We start from the raw sequence: 22,323 nt of genomic DNA, 5'->3' as shown, positions 1-22,323 counted from the left end.
GGACAACAGCGACTTTAGCGCTTACTGATACTCAACTGGTTGAACTTTGGTAAAAAAATCAAAGCAAACAATTTAACCATCAGTAATACGGATTAACAAGCCGCCAGGATCACAATCCAAAGAAAGTTGTCAGTCTTGTTTGGATTGCCAAACCTTTTTTCTGATATTCGACTCAGTGTTCAGCCAGTGAATCCAACTGTGACTGCCCGGCCGCATCGGCCTTGCGGCGAAAATACGCCCGGGTATCGCCCACCACCAACAGCCTCAGGCCAATCAGTGCAATCAGGTTTGGCAGTATCATCAGGCCGTTAACTGTATCGGCGATAAGCCAAATCAGCTCCAGCTTTAAAAATACCCCTGAGCCCACCAGCACGATAAAGCAGAATCGGTACAGCCACAGGCTCGCCAAACCATCGCCTGCGCCCCATTTTTCAGCGAGATAACACCAGCAGCGCTCGCCGTAATAGTGCCAGCCAATAATGGTGGTAAAGGCAAAGCAGCTCAGCGCTATCGTCAGCAAATACTGGCCCACCAGAGCGCCTGCGCCACTGGCGAAGGCCGCGCTGGTCATGGCAGCGCCGCTGGCCTCCCCCTGCCACACGCCGGTGAGGATCAGCACAAGGCCTGTCATGGTGCAGATAATCAGGGTATCGAAAAAGGTGCCGGTCATATTCACCAGCCCCTGCTCCACAGGCTCGCGGGTTTTGGCCGCGGCCGCTGCGATAGGCGCGCTGCCAAGGCCCGACTCGTTGGAGAACACCCCGCGAGCAATGCCGGTCTGAATGGCAAGCGCCACAGTGGCCCCGAGGAAACCGCCCCCGGCCGCCACCGGATTGAAGGCACTTTCGAGCACCAACAGCAGCGCCGCCGGCACCTGGTCGATACGCCCAACCAGAATCAGCAGGCAGGCCGCCACATAGCCAAGGGCCATGGCGGGCACCAATGAGGTCGCCACCGCCGCGATGCGTTTTACGCCCCCCAGGGTTACCGCCGCCACCAAAGCGGTAAGCACGGCGCCGCTCACAACCACAGGCACATCCCAGGCAATATTCACCGCATCTGTGATGGCGTTGACCTGGGCAAAGGTGCCAATACCGAAAAAGGCCACCCCCACTCCAAAAACCGCAAACAGGCAGCCAAGCCAGCCAAGCCCCAGACCCTTTTCCATGTAGTACATGGGGCCGCCCGCCATCTGGCCACGGCTGTCCTGGGTGCGAAATTTCACCGCCAGCATGCACTCGGCATACTTGGTGGCCATGCCAAAAAAGGCCGCGATCCACATCCAGAACAGGGCGCCGGGGCCCCCCAGCTTGATGGCGGTCGCGACCCCAACGATATTGCCGGTGCCTATGGTGGCCGACAGCGCCGTGCACAAGGCGGCGAAGGATGACAGCTCGCCCTTGCCCTGTGATGGCCGCATCAACAGTCTGAGCGCCAGCGGCAGGCGAAATACCTGAATGAGTTTGAGCTTAACGGTGAAATAGATACCCGTGCCCACCAGCAGCATCAGGGTTAAAGGCCCCCAGACAATACTGTTAAGGCTCGACATCAAGTCATTGAATTGCATAGATTCCTCTTATATTAAACAACCAAATTAATACAGGAGGAGGAAAAGAAATGATCCCAGATATGGCCCCGGAGCAGGCGCAAAAACGCCGGGCAGAGGCCAAGGTATGGCAAGCATCCTCTCCTCTGTCCTTTTGCCTGAGCGTTTCACCCCACAGGGGCTTTCGCCTTCGGCGCCCGGCGCTTGTCTCGATTTGCACAAATTAAGGTGCGACGAAACAGCCCGGATCTCTCCAGAGGCTCGTCCAGTAGCAGTCCACACCAGGTCAATTCCTGGCACCTGAAAGAGTCCTTCGACATACATCGAAGTTGGCCTCGTCGGTGTGGGGCACGCCCCAACTCTCCTGCTACCTTCATCCGAACGGAACCCGCAGACTGACTGCGGGGGAAGCAAGCTTGCCAGATGCGCCAGGTGCTGGCAAGCCACCGGGCACAGCTGGGCATCAGCCTAATCCATGAAGCGTGATCCCAATCAAGCACTCCCGGCTGCATGCAACCTTTGTTATTAAATTTGGCCGCCGCAACCACCAACACCCGCAATTCAAACCTTTTAATCCAGCCGCTCACAATCAGCCCAAATCGGTTACCGCCACAACAAAATCCTTACCCCGAACTGTGAACTGCCACGCGGTGGAAAATTGGCCCGCCACTAGAATCTGCGCCCCAAACACAACGATTGATTTCTCTCGGATTGAGCCAAATGAAACTGAATAAAGTCACCCTGACACTGGCATTGGTCGCCAGCACCCAACTCACTGCCTGTATGGGCCAAATGGGCCTCTCCAGCATGCTGACCCAGGGTAACCTGTCGGCGGTGGATAACCGCTATGGCCGTGCCGGTCTGTACCTGCTGCTGGCACCGGTTTACGGCCTGACCGCCACTGCAGACCTGTTTATTTTCAACAGTATCGAATTCTGGACTGGCAAAAACCCCATCACAGGCAAGTCTCCGGCCTTGGTGGATATGCCCGCCAAGACCATTCTCAAGGTCAACGACAAGCTGGATAAAGAGCTGACCGATGCACCGCTTAAGGGCGCGCTGGGTGCCAATAACCTGAAAATTCAAGATGCGCAGTTTACCGCCATCGACGACAACACTCTGGCCATGTTGGTGCGCTTCAGCGACGGCAGCGAGCAGACCATGACCGGTAAGCGCAGTGGCGACAAGGTCGACTTTTTTGTCGACAACAGCTTTGTCACCAGCGTGAGCATTGACGAGCTGAGCGCCTACGCCGCCAACCGTTAACTCTCTCTCTGACCAATAAAAAAGGGCGCTGAGCGCCCTTTTTTATTGTCTTGTCATCGTGGCTTGCGCCATCAGCGAATAGCCAGCAGCAGGGCCCCCGGCAGCACAAAGAAGCTGCCCACCACATAGGCCATGGCCGCGCCCTTGTTGCGGGCACTGGCACGGGCCAGCGCCTCGGCGCAGTGCACCGGAATATCACGCAGCAGCGGCAGGCCGTAAATCAGCAGCACCGCAAACACGTTAAACAGCACATGCACCAGGGCAACCGTCAGCGCCGCCTCTGCCGCACTGCCTGAAATGGCGGTAGCCGCCAGCAGCGCCGTAATGGTGGTGCCAATATTGGCGCCCAGGGTAAAGGGATAAATCTGCCTGGTGCTGAACACGCCGCTGCCGGCCAAAGGCACCATCAGACTGGTGGTGGTGGACGATGACTGCACCATCACTGTTACCGCGGTGCCCGACAAAATGCCCGCCACCGGGCCCTTGCCGATGGCACCGTGAAGCATGGCTTTGGCCTTGCCCACCATCACCTGCTTGAGCAGTTTGCCAAGGAAGGTCACCGCGAACAAAATCAGCCCAATACCCAGCACTATCATGGCGATACCGGCCCATTTGCCATCCAGAACCGAGGTGATTTGCTTAATCACATCCAGCGCGGGCGCGGTCAGGCTCTTCATGAAGTTGTAATCCTTCATCGAGAGATTGGCGTCCATGGTAAAGAGATCCGCCAGATAACGGGCGGCCTTTTCCAGCACCCCGAAGGCGACTTCCAATGGCAGGAAAATCAGCACCGCCATCAGGTTAAAGAAGTCGTGCACTGTGGAGGCGGCGAAAGCACGCTGGAATTCTTCTTTCGAGCGAATATGGCCCACCGACACCAGGGTATTGGTGATGGTGGTGCCTATGTTGGCACCCATCACCATGGGAATGGCCACCGACAACGGCAAACCACCGGCCACCAGCCCCACAATCACAGAGGTCACAGTGGAGGAGCTTTGCACCAGAGCGGTGGCAAACACCCCCAACAGTAGCGCCACCAGCGGGTTATCGGCAAAAGCGAAGATGGCTTTTGCCCCTTCACTGCCGCCAGACACCAGCTTGAAGCCATCGCCGACTGCACCTACAGCCACCAATACAAGGTAAATCAGGGCAGTGATGGCAATCCATTTCATCACCTTGGTTTGGGTTGAAACACGCTCAGCGGTTTGGCTCATGGCTTTCTCTTGGATTAGGGAAGGTGCGAACAAATCGTCGCACCTTCCTTATGGGAAGTTGCGGCGCATTTAAGCAAAGCTTTATGACAGAAATATGTCAGTAAAAAGACAGCCAAATACGCCGAAAATCACACCCCAAAGGGCAAAACCGCGCACTATAAACACCAAGTTATAAATCATCATTAAAATTTCATGTTCGGGGCAACGAAGCGCATCTCCAGCAGCAAAATCCACGGCGGCTGGCCGTAAAAGTCCCCTGAATTCCCATCAAACGGCCCACTGAAAGGCACAAATAGCTTTACTTCGTACGGATTAAAAGCTGTGCAAGTTTCACACTTTTGTCGTATCACTAAAGGAGCGATAGCAAAAAGAGGCGCCACCTTGGCCAAGGCAATCATGCAACCCAGACACAAGCGCGCAGGCTTCACCCTGATTGAACTGGTGGTGGTGATCATCATCCTTGGTATCCTGGCCGTCACTGCGGCGCCCAAGTTTCTAAACCTGCAAAAAGATGCCAGAGTGGCGGCACTGCAAGGTGCCCAAGCCTCGTTCGACACGGCCCGAAAACTGGTGTTTACCAAGGCGCTGCTGCAGGGGCAGCAAGCCGTAGATTCGGCGGTGGTCAACATAGATACCGACGGCGATGGCGTGAACGACCTGGCCGGCTACTTTGGCCTTATCAAATTTGTTATCGCGGCGCGGGAATACGCCGGACTCGATGGCGACATCACCCTGAGAAAACACTACGGCGGCTCGGCCGCCGGTCTGCCTTACTTCCTGATTTACTTTGCCGACACCCCGGCCTCCTTGGCCAATCAGTGCTTTGTCGAAGTCTATTATCCGGCGGCCGCCGGTGGTCAGGTCAGCTATAACCTGGTCGATGACGACTGCTGATGCCGCATTAAAGCCCCAATATCCGCAGCAATCACTGATCTTTTCCGCTTGTTTTAGCGTAGTTTTTCATACTGTCACGGGTTATCCTTCGGCAAGCACTGGCTGGCGAAAGCCAAGCGGAAGCGGCCGAACAGGGAGAAGTAATGACGCCGATAGTAGCCATGCAGGCGATAAGCAAAAGTTTTCAGGATGGCGCCGAGCGCCATCGGGTGCTGGATAATCTCACGCTGGAAATCCACCCCGGCGAAACCGTGGCCCTCACAGGCCCAAGCGGCAGCGGCAAGAGCACCCTGCTGAACCTGATTGCCGGTTTCGACAGTCCCGACGAAGGCCAGATAAAGCTCCTTGGCAAGGCTGCCAACGCATTCAGCGCCAACGACTGGGACAGCTTTCGCCGCCGCGAGCTAGGGATGGTGTTTCAGCAATTCAACCTGCTTGAACCTTTGAATGTTCGGGCCAATATCCACTTCCCCCTCGCCCTCAATCGCAAACCCTGGGATGACTGGTGCAACAACCTCACACAGCGCTTGGGGCTGACCGAGCTGTTAGCCCGCCCGGTGGACAGCCTCTCAGGCGGTCAGCAGCAAAGGGTGGCCATTGCCCGTGCGCTCGCTCAGCGCCCGCCACTGCTGCTTGCCGATGAGCCCACAGGCAACCTCGATGAACACTCGGGCGATGAAGTGATGGCACTGCTCACCAGCCTCGCACGCCAGAGTAACACCGCCATCCTGATGGTGACCCACAGCGAGCGCTGCGCGGCCTTTATGCAAAGGCGCTGGCACCTCTGCGCCGGCCAGATTGCCGAGAGCCGCACCGAGACTGCCAAGAGCAACACAGCAAGCCCGCTTGCTACGCCTGCCGCGCTGGGTCAGACAGTTAAATCAAGCCAGAGTCTCAGCTGAATATGGATGGGCAACATCGACTAACCACCAACCATGGCCTGTGGCTGAGCCTTAAGGTCTTTGTGGGTCATTACCGCCGCGCGCCGCTGCAGGCAGGGGCGATTTTGCTCGGCATTATCCTGTCGGTGGTGCTGCTCACGGCGGTGAAAAGCATTAATGAAAATGCCAGGGCAAGCTACCGCGAGGCCACGGCGCCACTCTCGGGCCATAGCGCCTTTACCCTGTTGCCAAGCGGCGGCAAGGCTTTTTTAAGCGATGAAGTGTATTTCCGCTTAAGCCGTCAGGGGCTTAAGTTGATGCCCAGATTAAACGGTGTAATGACCGAAGATGGTGGCCGCCGCTTTTACCTCGACGGCATAGACATCATTGCTGCCACGTCAATTGCCGCCACCTCAATTGCAGCCTCCCACACCAATACAGCGTCATCAGTGCCAGATGCCAGGCCAGCCAGCCCACTGTCGGCCAACCTCGACCTGGGCAACCTGCTCAGCGGCGAGCCTCTATTACTTGTAAGCCAAAGCCAGCTTGAAAAAATTAACGCCCGCGGCCCAATAAGCCTTGGCGGCAAGGCCGTCACCCTGATTGGCCTCGACGACGGCTTAGGGCTTGGCAGCGCCATAGTCGCCGATCTGTCCTTTGCCAAAGCCGCACTGAACGCCCCCCATAGCTTAAGCAGCATCGAAGTGCTGGATAGCATGGGCCTCGATGCCCTAAAGCTGCATCTGCAACAGGCTGGCATCGCTGAATCAAGCCTGGAAATCATCGTCCAGGACAATGGCGCGGCGCTCACCGAGCTTACCGGCAGTTTTCATCTAAGCCTCAAAGCCATGGGGCTGCTGGCCTTTGTGGTGGGGCTGTTTATCGCTTACAACGGCGTACGCTACAGCCTGATGAAGCGCACCCGACTGCTGCTGCAGTTGCGCCAGCTTGGCGTGGGACAAAGACAATTGCTCCATGCGCTGGTACTGGAGCTGATGCTGATGGTCAGCCTTGGCGCTGTTACCGGCTTTGTGCTCGGGCTCTGGCTCGGGCAGGGGCTGATGCCTCTGGTGGCCATGACACTGGAGCAAATCTATGGCGCGCGCCTGCTGCCCGGCCACTGGCAGCCCGGCTGGTTTATCGAGGCCTTTGGGCTGACGGCCGCGGCCAGCCTGTTTGCCTGTATCCCGCTGATGGCAAGGTTGGTGGCCACGCCGCTTGCCAGCGGTCGCCATCAGGCCGCAAATCAGGGCTTCGATACCCGTATGCAGCGCCTGCAACTGGCTGTTGCTGCAACCCTGTTGCTGCTGGCTCTGATGGTTACCCTGCTTGAATCCAGCGTGAGCCAGTATCTGCGTGAGCAGCAATTGCCACGGCTGTTGCCTATCTACAGCCTGGGGCTTATCGCACTGGTGACCCTGGCGGCGCCGCTGCTGTTACCGAGTTTGCTGGCCCGGTTACCCGAAATGCTCCCCCGGTTTGGGCTGTTCAGGCCCGGACTTTCTCTGTATTTGGTGGCCGAGCTTAAGGTGCTTGCACCGCCGATGTCACTGGCCATGATGGCCATGCTGCTGGCGCTGTCGGCCAATATCGCCATGACCACCCTGGTGGGCAGTTTTGAAGGCACCCTGAAGGCCTGGCTCAATCAGCGGCTGCACGCCGATATTTATATCCGGCCGGGGGATAGCCGCATGCAGGAGGTGATGGCAAAACTTGAAGGCGACAGCCGGGTAAGCGCGAGCTACCGCCAATATTCAAGCCCGGCGCTACTCACACGCGCAGATGGCAGCGATGACCGCCGTTTTCGGCTGTTGGCGCGGGACAGCATATCGGTGCGGGAAACCAGCACCTTAAAGACCTTCGACGCCGCCCTGTGGCAAGCCATGCAGCAAGGGGGCAAACAAATACTGATCAACGAGCCGATGGCGCTGCGCCTCGGTTTTAAGCTCGGCGACAACCTAAAGGTTAAGGTGGGCGGAAAGCACATCAGCCTCGCGGTTGCCGGGATCTTTTTCGATCACGGTAACCAGCAGCATGAGGCGCTGATTGAAGAAAGCCTGTGGCATCAATTGGCGCTTTCCCCCATCCCCATCAGCCTGGCCTTAAGCTGTGACGATTGCGACGCCGAGCAGCTTGCCAATGACCTTGCCAGCGAGCTTGAACTGTCACGCTCGCTGATTTTCAGTCAGCAGAACATCAAAAAAATCGCCATCACCATGTTTGGCCGCACCTTCGAAATCACCGCCAGCCTGGGTACCCTCACACTTTTGGTGGCCTCCATCGGCCTGTTCTCGGCGCTGTCGATGCTCTCGGCCAGCCGCGAAAATCCACTGGCAAGGCTGCATGCCCTCGGGGTTAGCCGCCGAGAGCTGCTGTTAATGAGCGCGGCGCAAATGCTGCTGATGGTGCTCGCCACCGCGCTGCTTGCGATCCCCGTGGCCTGGGTACTCGCCTGGCTGCTTATCAACAAGGTGATTTTGCTGTCCTTCGGCTGGAGTCTCACCATGGACTGGCAATGGCTGCCAGTGCTCAGTGCCATAGGCGCGGCGCTGCTGTCGGCCACACTGGCACTGGCCTGGCCCTTGTGGCGCCAGAGCCGCCGGCCGTTAATCCGCAGCTTGCAGCAGGAGGCGAATTGATATGAGCTTAGCCAGTAAAATCAGCGTCTTGCCCCTGCTTGTGTTGGCGCTATTGCTTGCCTCTGGCTGTGGCAAAACCGGCGACAATCAACCGCATCAGGCCTCAGACACAGCAGCCCCCACAATGGGCGAGCTGATGGGCGGTGATATCAGCGGCTTCGATAGCGTAAGCCCGGGCAAAGCACTGAGCTTCCCCGCCGACCATGGCCCCCACAATAATTTTCGTCAGGAGTGGTGGTATCTCACCGCCAACCTCACAACCGCCAGCGGCGAGCCCTTGGGGCTACAATGGACCCAGTTCAGAGTGGCGCTCAAGCCGCAAGCCGCCGCTGAATCGACAGCGGATGGCGACTGGCAAAGCCCACAGCTGTGGTTTGCCCATGCGGCAGTGACCCGCGAGCAAAGCCATATTGCCACTGAACGCTGGTCCCGTGGCCACCAAGAACTCGCAAGCGCCGGTGGCAACCCGTTCGCGGTTAAGCTCGCCGACTGGCACTGGCAGTCTGAAACTGACACCCTGTTTCCCGCAACTCTCACGGTCACTGGGTCAAATGGAGATAAGCCCCTCGGTTATCGGCTGAGACTCTCAAGCACATCGCCGCTGCAATTACAGGGTGAGAACGGCTACAGCGCCAAGAGTGCCGATGCGGGGCTCGCCTCCTATTACTACTCGGCGCCCTTTATCGAGATTGAGGGCGAAGTGCTGCTGGATGGCAGCTGGCAAAAGGTCAGCGGCCAGGGCTGGCTCGACCGCGAATGGAGCAGTGCCTTTTTGGGGCTGGCCCAGCAGGGCTGGGACTGGTTCGCCCTGCGGCTCGACGATGGCTCGGCGCTGATGCTGTTTCAGCTGCGTGAGCAAAATGCCGATAACACCAGTCATGCCTTCACCCATGCCAACCGCATGTGGCCCGATGGCCGCAGTGAGCAGCTTGAAGTGATTGCGATGACGCCGACTGACTACCATCAGGGCTATCCGGTTACCTGGCAGCTGAATTTGAAAGGCAAAAGCGCAGACAGCACCGAGACAAGCAACGAGCTTAACCTCAAAGTAGAGGCCCTCAATCCCGATGCCCGCATGGCGCTCAGCATGCAATATTGGGAAGGCCCGGTGCGCATCAGTCGCGGTGACAGCAAGAGCGACACGGATAGTGATAGCAAGAGTGACAGCCACCTCGGTGAAGGTTATATGGAGCTGACCGGCTATTAGCGACGAACCGGCCACCTGACGTGGCGATAGAATTGCCACCTCGTCCTCTTGCTTGTTGGCACCGGCCTAACTGACTACAATGCCCGGCAACTTTTTGAGTCGATTTTTGTGGTAGCTCTTATGCCAACCAGCGCACCAGCCAGCTCTTTACCAAACAGCCCATTGCCATCAGCACCTGTCACCCGCATCAAGCTCGCCGAGGGGCTTAACGAGTTTCCGGCCGAGCTGTATCAGCATGCCGACACGCTGGAGCATCTGGACTTATCGGACAATAAGCTCTCAAACCTACCCGCTGACTTTGGCCGTTTTATTGCCCTAAAAAGGCTGTTTTTAACCAATAACCAGTTCGAATATATCCCCGAAGTACTGGCAAGCTGCCAAAGCCTCACCATGGTGAGCTTCAAGGGTAATAAGCTGACGGAATTTGCCGAAAACGCTCTGCCAGAGGGGCTTGAGTGGCTGATTTTAACCGACAACAAACTCAGCAAGTTGCCCGAAGATTTTGGCCGCTACCGCAAGCTTAAGAAGCTGGCGCTATCCGGCAATCAGCTTAAGGTGCTGCCGGACTCCATGGCGAATTGCCGTGAGCTTGGGCTGGCGCGACTGTCATTGAATGGGTTTGAAGCCTTCCCCGACTGGCTGTTTGAACTGCCGAAACTTGCCTGGCTCGCGCTTGGCGCCAACCCGGCCACGCCGGTGAGCAATCACAGCAGCATACCCACAGAAGACATAGCCAACTACCAGCTGGATGCCGAGCTTGGCACAGGGGCCTCGGGCACCATTTACCTTGCCCATCATAAAGACAGCACCGAACCTGTGGCGCTTAAAAAGTTCAAAGGCTGGCTTACCAGCGATGGCTGCCCCAAGGATGAGCTCAATAACGCCCTCAACGCCGGGCTGCACCCAAACCTTATTCCGATTGTGGCCAATATCAGTGGCCTTGAGCTGCCCGCCATGGTGATGCAGCTTATCCCCACCACATTCCAGTCGCTGGGGATGCCGCCGTCTTTTGCCACTATTACCCGCGATACCTATAAGCCAGAGCTGACATTAAGCCGCGCGCAAATCATCAGCCTCGCCCGCCAGGTAAGCTCAGCCATGGCGCACCTGCACGGCGAGCATATCTGCCACGGCGACCTCTATTCCCACAATATGCTGGTGAATGAGGCATCAAAGCTGTACCTCGGTGACTTTGGCGCGGCCACCGCGCTCGAATCCTTACCCACCCATCAGGCCGATGGCTTTAAAAAGCTTGAAGTGCGCGCCTTTGGCTACTGGCTGGATGAGATGCTAAGCCGCATAACGCCCGAGGCAGACAGCGACAGCCCCGAGGCTGACAGCAATAGCCCCACAGCCAAAAGCGACAGCCCTGCGGCCAATAGCGATAGCCAAGAGCCAAAAAGCAACGATGTACTGATTACCCTGCGCGAGCAGTGCCTCATGCCATCAGTCAGCCAGCGGCCTGATTTTAGCCACATCAGCGAGCGGCTGCATTTAAGCTAAATCCGGGCACACTTCAGCTTAGCCTGCGAATTTGTGCCGAAATGCTTGTGATACAGCGTCTGGCAGACTCGCTGATAGCCGACAACTGAAAGAAGCCATGAATAACGCCGGGATAATGCTCACAGCTGGCATCCACGCCGTGGGAAATCAGGCTCCGGTAGAGCTGCTCACCTTCATCCCGTAACGGGTCAAATTCGGCCGTAATAATAGAAGTGGCAGGCAGCCCGGAGAAATCGGCGCCCAGCAAGTTAAGCTCCGCAGCCGACGCCAACTGCTGCTCACTGCCTGCATACAACCGGAATCCAGACAACAGCATGTTGGCGGTGATGATATAGTCGGTGCCATTTTCCCTATAACTGGCCGAGCTGCCGAAGGGATCGAGCATAGGGTAGATAAGCACCAGCATTGAGGGCATCCACGCCTGTTGCTTTAGCCTAAGGGCAGTGGCAAGCGCCAGTTGCGCCCCGGCGCTGTCACCCACAAACACCATTTTCTGGGAATTGCCACCGTACTTATGGGCATGGGCTTTAATGCCAAGTACCGCCTGAAACACATCATCATGGGCGGCCGGGTACTCAAATTCCGGGGCCAAACGGTATTGAATACATATCACTATAGTATTGGATTGCTGAGCAATTTGCCGTAATTGAACATCGTGGGTAGCAAAGCCTCCGCTGATAAAGCAGCCGCCATGGAAGTACACTGTCACGGCCAAACCAGGCTCGGCAGAGGGTTTATACACCTTCACCACAACGCCATTAATCTCGTCGACAAACTCGCTGGCCATAACCGGGCTTTCCCCCGCCAACACTGTGCTGGACAGGTAGCCAGCTCTTCGCTCAGCAATTGTTTGCATGGAAGCACATGGGCAGCCATTTGCCTGAAATTCCGCAACCAACTCTTTGATGCCAGCCTCTAAACCAATACTCATCTCTACCCCCCTCAGCCATTGATGGGGCAACATGATATACCAACCCAAATACATGTATATACATACAGTATTTATTTGTGATTCAAAAGGGATTGTTTGAGCTGATTTCATGTCACAACGGCTGCCACTCCCAATACGAGAGCGCCTGCCGCAAACAAGCAGTTCGAGTAATGGGAGGCGGCGCAGCAATTTCGTCTGATATCAACCAATTCTGTGATTCAGTAGGCTGTCCCTTAAAGGACAAATGCCTTAGGGTAAGGGCAACGCATTATGGCGCGAGTGCCACCTTTGGCGACCGCCCCCAACAACAGGAATTGCCCATGTCAGAAAAAGAGTCTGCAACCGCAACCGATAGTCAAAATGCCTTTTACGATCGCGCTACCGCCATGATTAAGCTTGCCAACCAGCAAAACCAGGACCCGGCAGTTAAAACCGGCGAAATCAGCGCCTCCTTTATGTGGGCCGTCGCCCGCTATAACGCCTGGTTTGGCTCCACCAGTTTTGAAACCAAAGAGCAGATGCAGGCCAAGAAGCAGGAAATGCAGGATTACTACATGGAGCGCTACAAAGAAATGCTCGATGCCAATCTTGATGATTATATTGAGAACTTTGACCACTATCGTTCCACCCAGAAGTAGGGAGGCTGATGCCCCAGCCTGCTCTGGCTGTTAACTCAGTGTCACTTTGCAAGCGACCGAACATCGAAGCCTTCCAGGCTTCACCGGGGCAAGGGGCTTTGCTCGTCCAAAGCCCCTTGCAACCCAAAGGACGCCCCGGACGGTGCCGACAGCCCCTCGAATTTATGATGAAAATAGCTATCGGCCCAGACGCTCGTCCATGATTCGACTGAGCCTGCTTCGACATCCATGTCGAAGCCACGCAATTTCCACCAACATTCTTCGGCGGCACCGACGGGGAGCAGGCGTACTCTGCCATTACTGAGGAAAAGCTATGCCTGTCCTATCTCTTTTTCCCTCGCCAGCAGTTTACGGGCGAAGACATCAGTAAACTGTACCGACTGCGTTGGCAAATAGAGCTCTTGTTTAAAGAATGGAAAAGTCACAACAATCTCAGACGGTTTGCGACATGCCAGCCTCATCTGGTGGAAGGCCTGATTTGGTCGAGCTTACTGAGCCTGCTGGTAAAGCGGTACCTGTGCCGAGCCGCCACGACGCAAGCGATGCTACGGCTATCGTTATTTAAAATGGCCAAAACCCCAGCTTTGAGCCAATCATGAAATCACTGGCACTTCAATCGACGGCACAATTACAAGCTGATGTGACTTGGGCAATAAAATTCATTGCCCACACGTGCCAACGCAGCCCACAATCAAAGTCTAAGAAAGACAATAGCTTGGATGGAATACTTCGGCATCTAAATGCTTAAGGTCCTGATTATGGGACTGCCCTATATGTTGCCTCGCACATAATTGAATATACACCACCCCAAACAATACTTTTACCGCTTAGACCAATTACCTCTTCTTTAGTTAAGGGTGGATAATCATCATTGGAAACCAATTTTCCCACAGGATTAGAATAGAGTAATCTAATATGTTCACAACCCTCAATAGACATACCTGCCAACCATTTGCTCAACGCTTCATAATCATGTTCTTGAAGTAAAAAGTCTAGAGACTCACCCTGAAAAGGCTTTTGGTATTCTCCGTATTTATCCTTATTAGGCAGCCATTCATCCAGAACCCTCTTTTTTAGCGGCATCATCCACTTAGTGAAATAAGTGACCTTACCAGAATGACACTGCGAAAATCCAACCAGACGACTATTATCTATGCACATTGGTCTCAGCCCATCAACTATATCAATGTAACCCAAGTCAATTAGCGAACTCCGAAAGTAAGTCTTCAAACCGAAATAATTCGAAATTGACGCCCACCGTTCAATCTCTTCTTCAAAGCTAAGATTACATTCAGATAGCAAATTAATGTAACTAGCATCATTCCTATTACTTACGACGACATGACTATTACAGCCTGAATCATTTCTGTAAGAGTAGTATTTGTCACCATTGGACTTTATTTCTTCAAAATAGGTTCCACCAAGTAACATTAATGTAAAAACAGAAAAATGTCCCATAACCCCACCTACTTTATTGGAAAGAATGTTGCTGTGCCCGTTTCTAGATAGGTATGCTGCATCCACCGATTTCCAACCAACCCATTTCCAGTCCAAAGGTCGATGTGTCTAGGGTTGGAAAAATAGATAGCTCCCGTGAGACCATCTATTTTCGACAAATCATCGACGCCATTTAGCACAATCGGCTCACCATCTGTATGCAAATAACCACCTTGATACAATCTATACCAATCTTCAGCGAAAGACAGGACAGCCAAAACACTTTTGCCGAGGAATACACCAAATCCCGCTCGAAGCGGCCGCAGGGCGTTTGAGCACATGGCGTAGCTGAGACAGGACGTCGAAGCGCGAGGGTCGAGCAGGATGCGAGTCTCTCGTGAAGCCAATGGGCTCAAAAACGCCCAAGGGGCTGTCCGCTTCGTCGCGGGTCGCTGGGGGATTGGACAAGGGGGGAAGTCGATACTGCCCCCTTTCCCCGGGTGTGGGTTGGAGACCCACGACCTTCGCCAAGCAGGGCTTGGCTCTACCTAACGTTCAGTTGCTATACGCAGCCGGAGTGTCTCAGTCATTGGTCAGCATGAAGAGTGCACACCATCAAAAAGTTGTGATAGCCGCAACGCTTGGCGGCTTACCGTTGGCGGCTATTGAAAAACCGTTCGGCGCTGGCGAACAGCTGATCACATTGTTTTTTCTGCGCGGCATATTCAGCGCTGTCTTCTGCCAGGGTATCCAGAACTGCTTTGGCGCTTTGATACTCACCAACCATATGCTCAAACTTGGAATCGAAATTATCCTGACGTACTTTTTTACCAACCTTGCGGTTTGATGGCTTTCGCATAGCGTTCTCCGGTTAAAGCTCCAGCTTTTTTTGTTGTTCTCTGGCTATCAGAATATCTTCGATTTTCTTTCTGATTGGATCTCAAGCGCTCTCAGGATGACATAGTGAGAGTTACCTATATGTGCCGGTACCAGTAGACTCGTTAATCCTGATGGATTATTGAGGTGTGAGCTGTGATGAATTGCGCGCTCTGTTGATACTTTCTGTCAGAGACTATCTGTTAGAGACTATCTGTTAGAGACTATCTGTCCGAGACTATCTGTTAGAGACTATCGGTTTTGATAAAACAGAATGATGATACCTGAACGGCTCCCTTGTGAGTGCAGCTATGCAGGTATCCGGGTGGTGCAGTGCCTGCTACGCAGCAGACACCTTAAAAACAAGCAGTTACAGCAGGGTAACGTTTGCAGCTTGTGGGCCTTTGTTGCCCTGCTCTACGTTAAACTGAACCTGTTGGCCTTCGGCCAGGGTCTTGAAGCCATCAGCGGCAATGGCTCTGAAGTGAACAAACACATCGGCGCCGCCGTTATCTGGGGTGATAAAGCCAAAACCCTTTGTATCGTTAAACCATTTTACTGAACCAGTAGCTTTAATAGACATAAATATCTCGCATAAATAAAAAATTGAAGCTACTAAATTGGAAATGAAGAAAAAGGAATCGCAGGATAAATATGACAAACTGATTCGTTTGAAACTGAGAAAATCTTGAACTAAATATATCAATAGTAACTGTGCTCGATGAGCTGCGGTCACTATACACCTTGTCAGCAGAATAGATAGTTATTTCTCATTTTATTTTCTCATTCTGCGAATTAACTCTGGGAAATTTCACCTCAAAAAAAGCGGCAAAACCTATTAAATCAGATGACTGCAGGCAAAAGTCATCATAATCAGCATAGGCGAATATTTGTACCTGCTCTTCCGCTTTTAGGTGTGCATTGTGCCTGCCAAGTTCGCCATAGCACTGGCAAAACAAAAGGCCTGTCCATCACGAACAGGCCTTACTGGCTAAAACTCTTAGGCATTAAGGGCTTTAACCTAGTTGCCTTTGCCGCTGTTTCTCAGCTCTATGGCCAGGCTGGCCAGCTGTTTGGCGATTTCGGCCTGGGTTTGTGCCATCTGTTCCTGCGCCTTGGCGATACGCTTGCTGGACGCCACCAGAACAATGGCCAGAATGACCATCATCAGTGGGATTGAGAGTGTCAGTAGTGCAGTAATCATTCCCGTTAAAGGACTCCCTAAATCCATTTAGTTTTCTCCTAAAAATTAAGTCCAAAATAGATAAAGACACCGGTGGCAATGCCGTTTTTTCTAATGCCGTTTCCACTGGTAAGCCATCGGTTTAAAATCCACTAAGGGTCTATAACTACACCATATTTTTTGATGTGTCATCCATGGTTTTACCGTTCATCATCCATATGTAGCCACAAAAAAGCCCGCTCTGGAGTGCGGGCTTTGTCAGGCGATAAGCATCTTAACTGGCAGTGGCAGCTTTCAAGTGCTGATGGCTGACCAGCCTCTTACCTATCACCCCGCCATTACCCCGCCATTACCACACCCGGGCAACCAGCCCCTTGAGATAAAAGCCTTCCGGGAAGGCCGCGCCAATCGGGTGATCCGAGGCCTGGCTCAGGCGCTCAATAAACTGGGCATCGCGGCCAGCGTCCAAGGCGGCATCGGCGACGATTTTCTGGAACAGGTCGGCGGGCATCAGGCCGGAGCAGGAGAAGGTCAGCAGGGTGCCACCGGGCTTCAAGAGCTGCATGGCAATCATATTGATGTCCTTGTAGCCACGGCAGGCGCCATTGAGCTGGGCCTTGTTGTCGGCAAACTTGGGCGGGTCGAGCACTATCACATCGAAGGTTTTGCCTTCGTCGCGGTATTGGCGCAACAACTTGAATACATCGGCCTCGCTGTAGGTCACATGGTCATCGTTAAGGCCATTGATGGCCATGTTGTGACGGGCTGTGTCCAGCGCCAACGTGGATACGTCCACGTTTTCGATGCTGGCGGCACCGGCCTTGGCGGCGTAAAGACCAAAGGTGCCTGTGTAGCAGAAGCAGTTGAGCACCGACTTACCTGCCACGAAGCGGGCTGCCATGGCACGGTTGTCACGCTGATCGAGGTAGAAGCCGGTCTTATGACCCTTTTCCACATCGACGGCAATCTTGATGCCATTTTCTTCAATAATCAGCGGCATGGCTGGCAGCTCGCCATGGAGCAAACCTGTTACCAGCGCCAAGCCTTCTTTCTTGCGTGAATCCACATCGGAACGCTCGTAAATGGCGCACTCGGGGAACTGCTCGGCCAGCACAGACACCAGGGTCTCGCGCCAGAAATCGGCACCGGCCGACAGCAACTGACACACAAGCACATTGGCGTAGCGGTCGATGGTGATACCGGGCAAACCGTCGGACTCGGCACCAACCAAGCGGTAGCCGGTAAGGCCCTTTTCGCGGATAAGCGCATCACGGCCAGCCTGGGCGCGGGCAATACGGCGGGCAAAAAAGTCGCGATCGATGGCTTCTTCTTTATCGAAGGTCCAGACCCGCACCTGAATTTGCGAGGCATCTGACCAGGCACCGCGGCCAAGCCAGCGGCCATCGTGGGCCACAACATCCACGGTTTCGCCGCGCTGGGGCTTGCCCTTGATGTTGTGAACGCCGCTGGAAAACACCCAGGGGTGACGACGGTCGAGGGACTTTTCCCGTCCCGGCTTGAGTTTGATGCGAATGCTCATGAAGAAGTCTCGATAACGCCAAGGCGGCGTGTTACAGATGGGAAGCGGCGGGTGTCACAACTGCTGTCAAGCGGCTGCCGCTGCCGTGAATGGCGGCTATTTTACCCTGCCTGCGCCACCCTGTTAAGGCCACTTGGCAGGCATTCCTGCAAAAGCGGTTTTTATAGCAACTCAAGCCCAACAACAAGTGCGGCATGGTCTGAGCTTTCGCTATCGCGCTCATACACAGGGGTTCGAAGGTGTTCATCAAACACGGAAAAGTGGCACACCCGGCCTCGGGCGGGGGCCAGCGCGCCATCGAAGTCCTGACTCAGCAGGATATGGTCAAGCAGGCTGCCACGGGAGCCCAGATAGTGAGTCGGGCGCCGCGCCCAGCTGAGATCTTCCAGCGGCTCAGACTCGTGCCTGCCGCCCTGGCGGTCAAACAGCTGGCTTTCCAGAAACAGCACCGAAGCATCCTTCAGGGCAAAGTGAGCAATGGCGCGGTTAAAGGCGTCGTCGGTCAGGGCGCCGAGCCCTGCCCCTTTGCGATCGTTACCGTGAATCGCATCGGCCTCCAGCCAAAAGCCGCCAAATTCGGCCGCATCCAAACCGCCGTTAAAATCGCCCATAACAAGCATGGGGTTGGCTGTGTCATCCCGCCTTTGCAACAGCGCCTGATACAAGAGCATGGCCTCGAAGCCACGGCGGGCACGGCTGGCAAAGCTGCCGAGCGCCCGGTGAGCCAAGAGCCTCGGCGCGGCGCTCATTTCACCAAGTGCCTCGGGCTCAAACAGTGGCCTTGGGGATTTAAAATGCAGCACATAAATATCCAGCATGCCCCAGTCATTGAGGCTGACGGTGGCTCTGAGCACCCTGCGGCCAAAGCGAAAATCATCGCCAAGGCCCATGGCGGCAACCGCTTTGGGATCCGGCTCAACCGCCACCACTTCAGCCAGCGGTAAGCGGCTGGCGATGGCGACCACAGGAGCGCGGCAGACATAATCTTCACAGCTTGGCGTATCCACCACGGCAAAGTAGGGGTAGCCAAGCTCCTGCATCACGACCTTAAGCTCATCGACACTGAACACCTCCTGAAAGCCGATGATATCGGCCTCCAGGCTGGTCACGCAGTGGCGCAGCCAGTTGCATTTCTTCTGCCACTGCTCATTGCTGTAAATGCGATCGAACTCGTAGGCGGCAGCGGGGGGCGCGAGAAAATTGAACAGGTTCAGGGTGGCAATATCCACCCTGGTGAGCTTAGTTGCCGAGGCTTGATGATTGTCCCCGGCCAGCTTGACAGACTTGCTGGCGTGCTTAGGCTCTGAGTGCTTGGGGGCTGAGTTGACTTTTATCGCTTTGGACAAGCGGTTATCCAGGCCAGGTTGTTGATAAGGCTAAGCCTAGCGTCAGCGGCCTTCGGGGGCAATATCCGCCGCTTTCTTTAGCAGCAGCTTTGCTTCCATAAGCAATGAGGGTTCAGATCGTTAAGGCGTTTGGCCCCCAATAGCGCCATCACCATGGCAAGCTCGTCTTTGAGGATCTTCAGCATTCGCGCCACCCCGAGGGCCCCTTCACAGGCGAGTGCCTGCATCAGCGGCCTGCCAATCAGCACCGCATCGGCGCCGAGGCACAGCGCCTTGGCGATATCGCTGCCACGGCGGATGCCGCCATCGAGCAGCACTGTCATCTCGGGCCCCACAGCAGCGCGCACCGCAGCGAGGCACTCGATAGTCCCGGGCACGCCATCGAGCACCCGGCCGCCATGGTTGGACACGACCACCCCGGCAATACCGAGTGCCTTGGCCTTTAACGCATCTTCAGGGCTCAGCACACCCTTGAGCAGCACCGGCAAGCGGGTAGCGGCGCACACAGCCTCAATGCAGTGCCAGTTTGGTGCTGCTGCCAGCAGGGCCTCGAGCGAAGTAGGCGCTGGCTTCATACCGGCAAGGTCCACCGGCTGAATATGCTCAGGCACAGAGAATCCGGCCCTGAGTTCGGCGAGCCTGAGCCCGGTGATAGGCGCATCCACAGTAATGACCAGGGCAGCAAAACCTGCCTCCTCAGCGCGGCGAATAAGGCTTAAGGTGTCCTGCCAGTCTGGCTGTATATACAACTGAAACCACAGCGGCGGGCTCGCGCCTTTGCTGATAGCAGAGGCTGCGCCCTTTCTTGCAGAGACTGCGCTTTGTGCCACCGTGGCCATGGGGCTGCTGGTCAGGGTCGACAGCACAAAGCCGCAGTCCTGGGCCATGGCTGCGGCCACAGAAGCCAGCTCGCCGTCCCTGTGCACCAGCCGCTGCAGCGCCACTGGCGCCAGCAATATGGGCGCCGCCAGTCTGCCGCCCAGCAGTGAGCAGCGCATATCAGGCAGCCCGGCTGCCAACACCCTGGGCATTAACCTGATGTCATCGAAGGCGCTTTGATTGCGCGCCAGGGTGATGCCATCCCCGGCGCCGCCATGGATATAGTGCCAAATGCCCTCATCCATCATATGACGGGAGGCCTTTTCATAGTCGGCGAGGCTGAAAATGGGCTCCGGCGTGTGGGTGGCTATCTTTGCTGTGCTGGCTTTCAAGTTATCGACAGTGCTTGCTTGAACCATCGTCAGCCCCTCGCCATCAGCCGCTCGAGCTGGGCCAGATTGTCCACCAGATCCCGCCGCGCCGGGTTCTGTTTCAGCGCCTCTCCAAGCAACTCTGCCGCCTTGCGCCAATCGGCGCCGGCAATGGCAAGCTGAGCATGACCAATCAGGGCGCGCTCGCGAACACCATTAAGGGCGGCGGCGCGCACAAAATACAGCTCGGCACGGGCGGCCTCGCCCTTGGCAGCGTAAAGCTCGGCCAGCCCGAGCAGCAGCTCGCCGTTGTCCGGTGCAGACTTGAGCGCCTTTTCCAAAAGCTCTTTGGCAGCAGTATCGTTCCCCTTGGCTTTGGCAATGGCGCCACGGGCGGCAAACAGCTTTGCCTGCTCAGCGCCGGACAAAGAGGCTGGCGCCTTCTTTAACGCCAGCTCGGCGGCCCTGTATTCCCCGCGGGCGATTAACCAGTCGATGGCTGAAGATGCATCATTAAAACGCGCCCCGGCACCGAGGGCCCGGCCAATCAGCTCACCGCCGCGCTCACTGCTGCCCTGACGCAGATGTACCCTGGCGGCGAGCATCAGGTTATCGGCACGTTTCTCACCTAAGGCGATGGCCTGCTCCAGGCTCGCCAGCGCCTGGGGCTCATCGCCGGTTTGCAGTGCCAGCTGCGCCCTTAACAGCCAAAGCTCAGTATCTTTCGGGCGCTTGATGAGCAGCTCTTCTGCCAGCGCCAGCGCCGCCTCATTCTGGCGGGCGCTCATCAGCGCATGCAGCAAGCCTTCCTGCCACTGGCGTCCATCGGGCTCCAGCAGCAGCGCCTGCTGATAACCGCTGATGGCACCAAAGGGCGCCCCGGCAGACAGATTCAAATAAGCAAGCTGACCAAAGAGCTGAGCATCCTGCGCCCCCAGGGAAATGGCCTTCACCAGATGTTTACGGGCGGCATCCGCTTGCCCGGCCTTCAATGCCGCCAGCGCCGCGCTGCGATGGGCCTTTGGCATATCGCTTTGGGCGTTAAGCGCCAGCTCAAGCACCTTAAGTGCATCGCCATAGCGACCTTGGGCCAACAGTACCTGACCTTCAACCAAAAGCAGAGCGGCGCTGCGGCCTGCACGATCGCCTGAGAGCAGCGCAGCGGCGTCATTCCAGCGCGCCGCCGCCAGCAGCGGCTTTAACCGCTCAGCCAGCCCTTGCTCGCTGGGGGCGAGTCTTGGCTCTGTGGCGAGCGCGGATTGCAGATTGAACACCACAGCCGGAGGGCTGATGCTGACAGTAACGCGCTCAAGCGGCGCTTGTGCTGCCTGCGCCCATGACCACAGAGCAGTAGTCGCAAGAGACACATACAGCGCAAAAGAAAGTATTTTTTTGATTTTCATGACTTTTTAAATTCCACCGGCCAGATAAATCGCGCCTTTACCGCGGCGCCGCCCCGTGTTGGCGCACTGAAACGTGAGCCCTTAACCAGTTTGTTGATGGCATCCTGCAATTCCGGGTGGGGGTTGTCGGCCACAGCCACCAGGGTGGGCTTACCCGACTCGTCGATAAACACATCCAGCCGCACCACGGCCTTATTCACCCCTTTGCGCGCCAGCGCTGCCGGGAAGGCAGTTTTGACCTGGGTCAGCAGCTGCGGCAGGCCATCGAGTTCTTCAAGCCCAAAGGCCTCCCAGTCAACCGACAGATCCGCCTGCCAGTCCTGGCTGAGGGCAATGTGCACCTCGGGGGCGGTGAGCGACATGGGCTGAGGTTCGGGCAGCTCCAAACTGAGCTCCAGCGCCGCGCCCTGCCCCTGCACCGACACCGCCAGCGGCGTGGCCACCGGCGTCGGCGGCACGCTTTGAGGGGGCGGCGGGGGCGGCAAGGCCACGGTAGTGACTTCCCGCACCATCAGGGTGTGATTCATCTCCGGCAGCAGCCTTTGGCCTAAAACAAGCACCGACAGCCCCAGCCCCATCAGCGCCATGGCGCCGAGGGTGCCAAGCAGGTGCTGTTTTGCTTTTTTCAT

20 protein-coding genes and 1 riboswitch are annotated in these 22,323 nt (G+C 56.0%); of the genes, 8 read left to right on the top strand and 12 right to left on the bottom strand.

The genetic code is table 11. The features are described from left to right. Positions 1-172: 172 nt before the first annotated feature. Complete coding sequence (locus MJ923_RS10075; RefSeq protein WP_240590970.1) at positions 173-1,567, bottom strand: alanine/glycine:cation symporter family protein; 1,395 nt, start codon at positions 1,565-1,567, stop codon at positions 173-175. A gap of 115 nt (positions 1,568-1,682) precedes the next feature. Further along, positions 1,683-1,813: riboswitch (glycine riboswitch) on the bottom strand. Positions 1,814-2,266: 453 nt separating this feature from the next. On the opposite strand from MJ923_RS10075, the gene MJ923_RS10070 reads away from it, so the two are divergent. Further along, positions 2,267-2,812 carry a DUF3332 domain-containing protein gene (locus MJ923_RS10070; protein WP_240590969.1) on the top strand — a complete coding sequence of 182 codons (546 nt, stop codon included), beginning with the start codon at positions 2,267-2,269 and terminating at the stop codon, positions 2,810-2,812. A 71-nt stretch (positions 2,813-2,883) separates the two neighbouring features. On the opposite strand, the gene MJ923_RS10065 is transcribed toward MJ923_RS10070, so the two are convergent. After that, entirely contained in the window at positions 2,884-3,984 is a 1,101-nt protein-coding gene (locus tag MJ923_RS10065) for a Na/Pi symporter (protein WP_420854453.1), read from the bottom strand. Positions 3,985-4,407: 423 nt separating this feature from the next. On the opposite strand from MJ923_RS10065, the gene MJ923_RS20785 reads away from it, so the two are divergent. From MJ923_RS20785 to MJ923_RS10040, 5 genes are all read left to right on the top strand, one after another. Continuing rightward, a complete protein-coding gene (locus MJ923_RS20785; RefSeq protein WP_276313054.1) occupies positions 4,408-4,920 on the top strand; it encodes a type II secretion system protein in 513 nt (170 codons plus the stop codon). 143 nt (positions 4,921-5,063) lie between these two features. After that, positions 5,064-5,822 carry an ABC transporter ATP-binding protein gene (locus MJ923_RS10055; RefSeq protein WP_240590967.1) on the top strand — a complete coding sequence of 253 codons (759 nt, stop codon included), beginning with the start codon at positions 5,064-5,066 and terminating at the stop codon, positions 5,820-5,822. A gap of 2 nt (positions 5,823-5,824) precedes the next feature. Then, positions 5,825-8,440: an ABC transporter permease gene (locus MJ923_RS10050; protein WP_240590966.1), complete on the top strand. Its 2,616-nt coding sequence runs from the start codon at positions 5,825-5,827 to the stop codon at positions 8,438-8,440. A gap of 1 nt (position 8,441) precedes the next feature. After that, complete coding sequence (locus MJ923_RS10045; RefSeq protein ID WP_240590965.1) at positions 8,442-9,647, top strand: lipocalin-like domain-containing protein; 1,206 nt, start codon at positions 8,442-8,444, stop codon at positions 9,645-9,647. A gap of 120 nt (positions 9,648-9,767) precedes the next feature. Next, positions 9,768-11,150 (top strand): leucine-rich repeat-containing protein kinase family protein, encoded by a 1,383-nt coding sequence (locus tag MJ923_RS10040; RefSeq protein WP_240590964.1) that lies wholly within the window; start codon positions 9,768-9,770, stop codon positions 11,148-11,150. Positions 11,151-11,163: 13 nt separating this feature from the next. Here the strand turns inward: MJ923_RS10040 and MJ923_RS10035 are convergent, their stop codons facing one another. Then, the gene (locus MJ923_RS10035; RefSeq protein WP_240590963.1) at positions 11,164-12,081 is read right to left on the bottom strand and encodes an alpha/beta hydrolase; all 918 of its coding nucleotides are present in this window, start codon (positions 12,079-12,081) and stop codon (positions 11,164-11,166) included. Between the two features lie 320 nt (positions 12,082-12,401). Here MJ923_RS10035 and MJ923_RS10030 point away from each other — a divergent pair, with 320 nt between their 5' ends. Next, a complete protein-coding gene (locus MJ923_RS10030) occupies positions 12,402-12,719 on the top strand; it encodes a DUF3144 domain-containing protein (protein ID WP_240590962.1) in 318 nt (105 codons plus the stop codon). Positions 12,720-12,943: 224 nt separating this feature from the next. Then, positions 12,944-13,318 (top strand): transposase, encoded by a 375-nt coding sequence (locus MJ923_RS20885; RefSeq protein ID WP_420854451.1) that lies wholly within the window; start codon positions 12,944-12,946, stop codon positions 13,316-13,318. Between the two features lie 157 nt (positions 13,319-13,475). On the opposite strand, the gene MJ923_RS10020 is transcribed toward MJ923_RS20885, so the two are convergent. The 9 genes from MJ923_RS10020 to MJ923_RS09980 all read right to left on the bottom strand — a co-directional run bounded on the left by MJ923_RS10020 (position 13,476) and on the right by MJ923_RS09980 (position 22,323). Beyond that, complete coding sequence (locus tag MJ923_RS10020) at positions 13,476-14,243, bottom strand: hypothetical protein (RefSeq protein WP_240590961.1); 768 nt, start codon at positions 14,241-14,243, stop codon at positions 13,476-13,478. A 562-nt stretch (positions 14,244-14,805) separates the two neighbouring features. Then, the gene (locus MJ923_RS10015) at positions 14,806-15,015 is read right to left on the bottom strand and encodes a hypothetical protein (RefSeq protein WP_011761069.1); all 210 of its coding nucleotides are present in this window, start codon (positions 15,013-15,015) and stop codon (positions 14,806-14,808) included. Positions 15,016-15,402: 387 nt separating this feature from the next. After that, the gene (gene cspE, locus MJ923_RS10010; RefSeq protein ID WP_240590960.1) at positions 15,403-15,615 is read right to left on the bottom strand and encodes a transcription antiterminator/RNA stability regulator CspE; all 213 of its coding nucleotides are present in this window, start codon (positions 15,613-15,615) and stop codon (positions 15,403-15,405) included. A gap of 438 nt (positions 15,616-16,053) precedes the next feature. Next, positions 16,054-16,236 (bottom strand): hypothetical protein, encoded by a 183-nt coding sequence (locus MJ923_RS10005; protein WP_240590959.1) that lies wholly within the window; start codon positions 16,234-16,236, stop codon positions 16,054-16,056. 328 nt (positions 16,237-16,564) lie between these two features. Further along, entirely contained in the window at positions 16,565-17,755 is a 1,191-nt protein-coding gene (locus tag MJ923_RS10000) for a class I SAM-dependent methyltransferase (protein WP_240590958.1), read from the bottom strand. A gap of 161 nt (positions 17,756-17,916) precedes the next feature. Beyond that, positions 17,917-19,101: an endonuclease/exonuclease/phosphatase family protein gene (locus MJ923_RS09995; protein WP_240590957.1), complete on the bottom strand. Its 1,185-nt coding sequence runs from the start codon at positions 19,099-19,101 to the stop codon at positions 17,917-17,919. 77 nt (positions 19,102-19,178) lie between these two features. Next, complete coding sequence (locus tag MJ923_RS09990) at positions 19,179-20,339, bottom strand: alpha-hydroxy acid oxidase (RefSeq protein WP_240590956.1); 1,161 nt, start codon at positions 20,337-20,339, stop codon at positions 19,179-19,181. A 2-nt stretch (positions 20,340-20,341) separates the two neighbouring features. Further along, on the bottom strand, positions 20,342-21,694 hold the full coding sequence (locus MJ923_RS09985) for a tetratricopeptide repeat protein (RefSeq protein ID WP_240590955.1): 1,353 nt from the start codon (positions 21,692-21,694) through the stop codon (positions 20,342-20,344). Next, complete coding sequence (locus MJ923_RS09980; protein ID WP_240590954.1) at positions 21,691-22,323, bottom strand: energy transducer TonB; 633 nt, start codon at positions 22,321-22,323, stop codon at positions 21,691-21,693. The genes MJ923_RS09985 and MJ923_RS09980 overlap by 4 nt, the downstream gene beginning before the upstream one ends.

The organism is Shewanella zhuhaiensis (genome assembly GCF_022484835.1).
In the GTDB taxonomy this organism is placed as follows: Bacteria; Pseudomonadota; Gammaproteobacteria; order Enterobacterales; family Shewanellaceae; genus Shewanella; species Shewanella khirikhana.
This window is presented reverse-complemented; position numbering and strand designations above follow the sequence as displayed.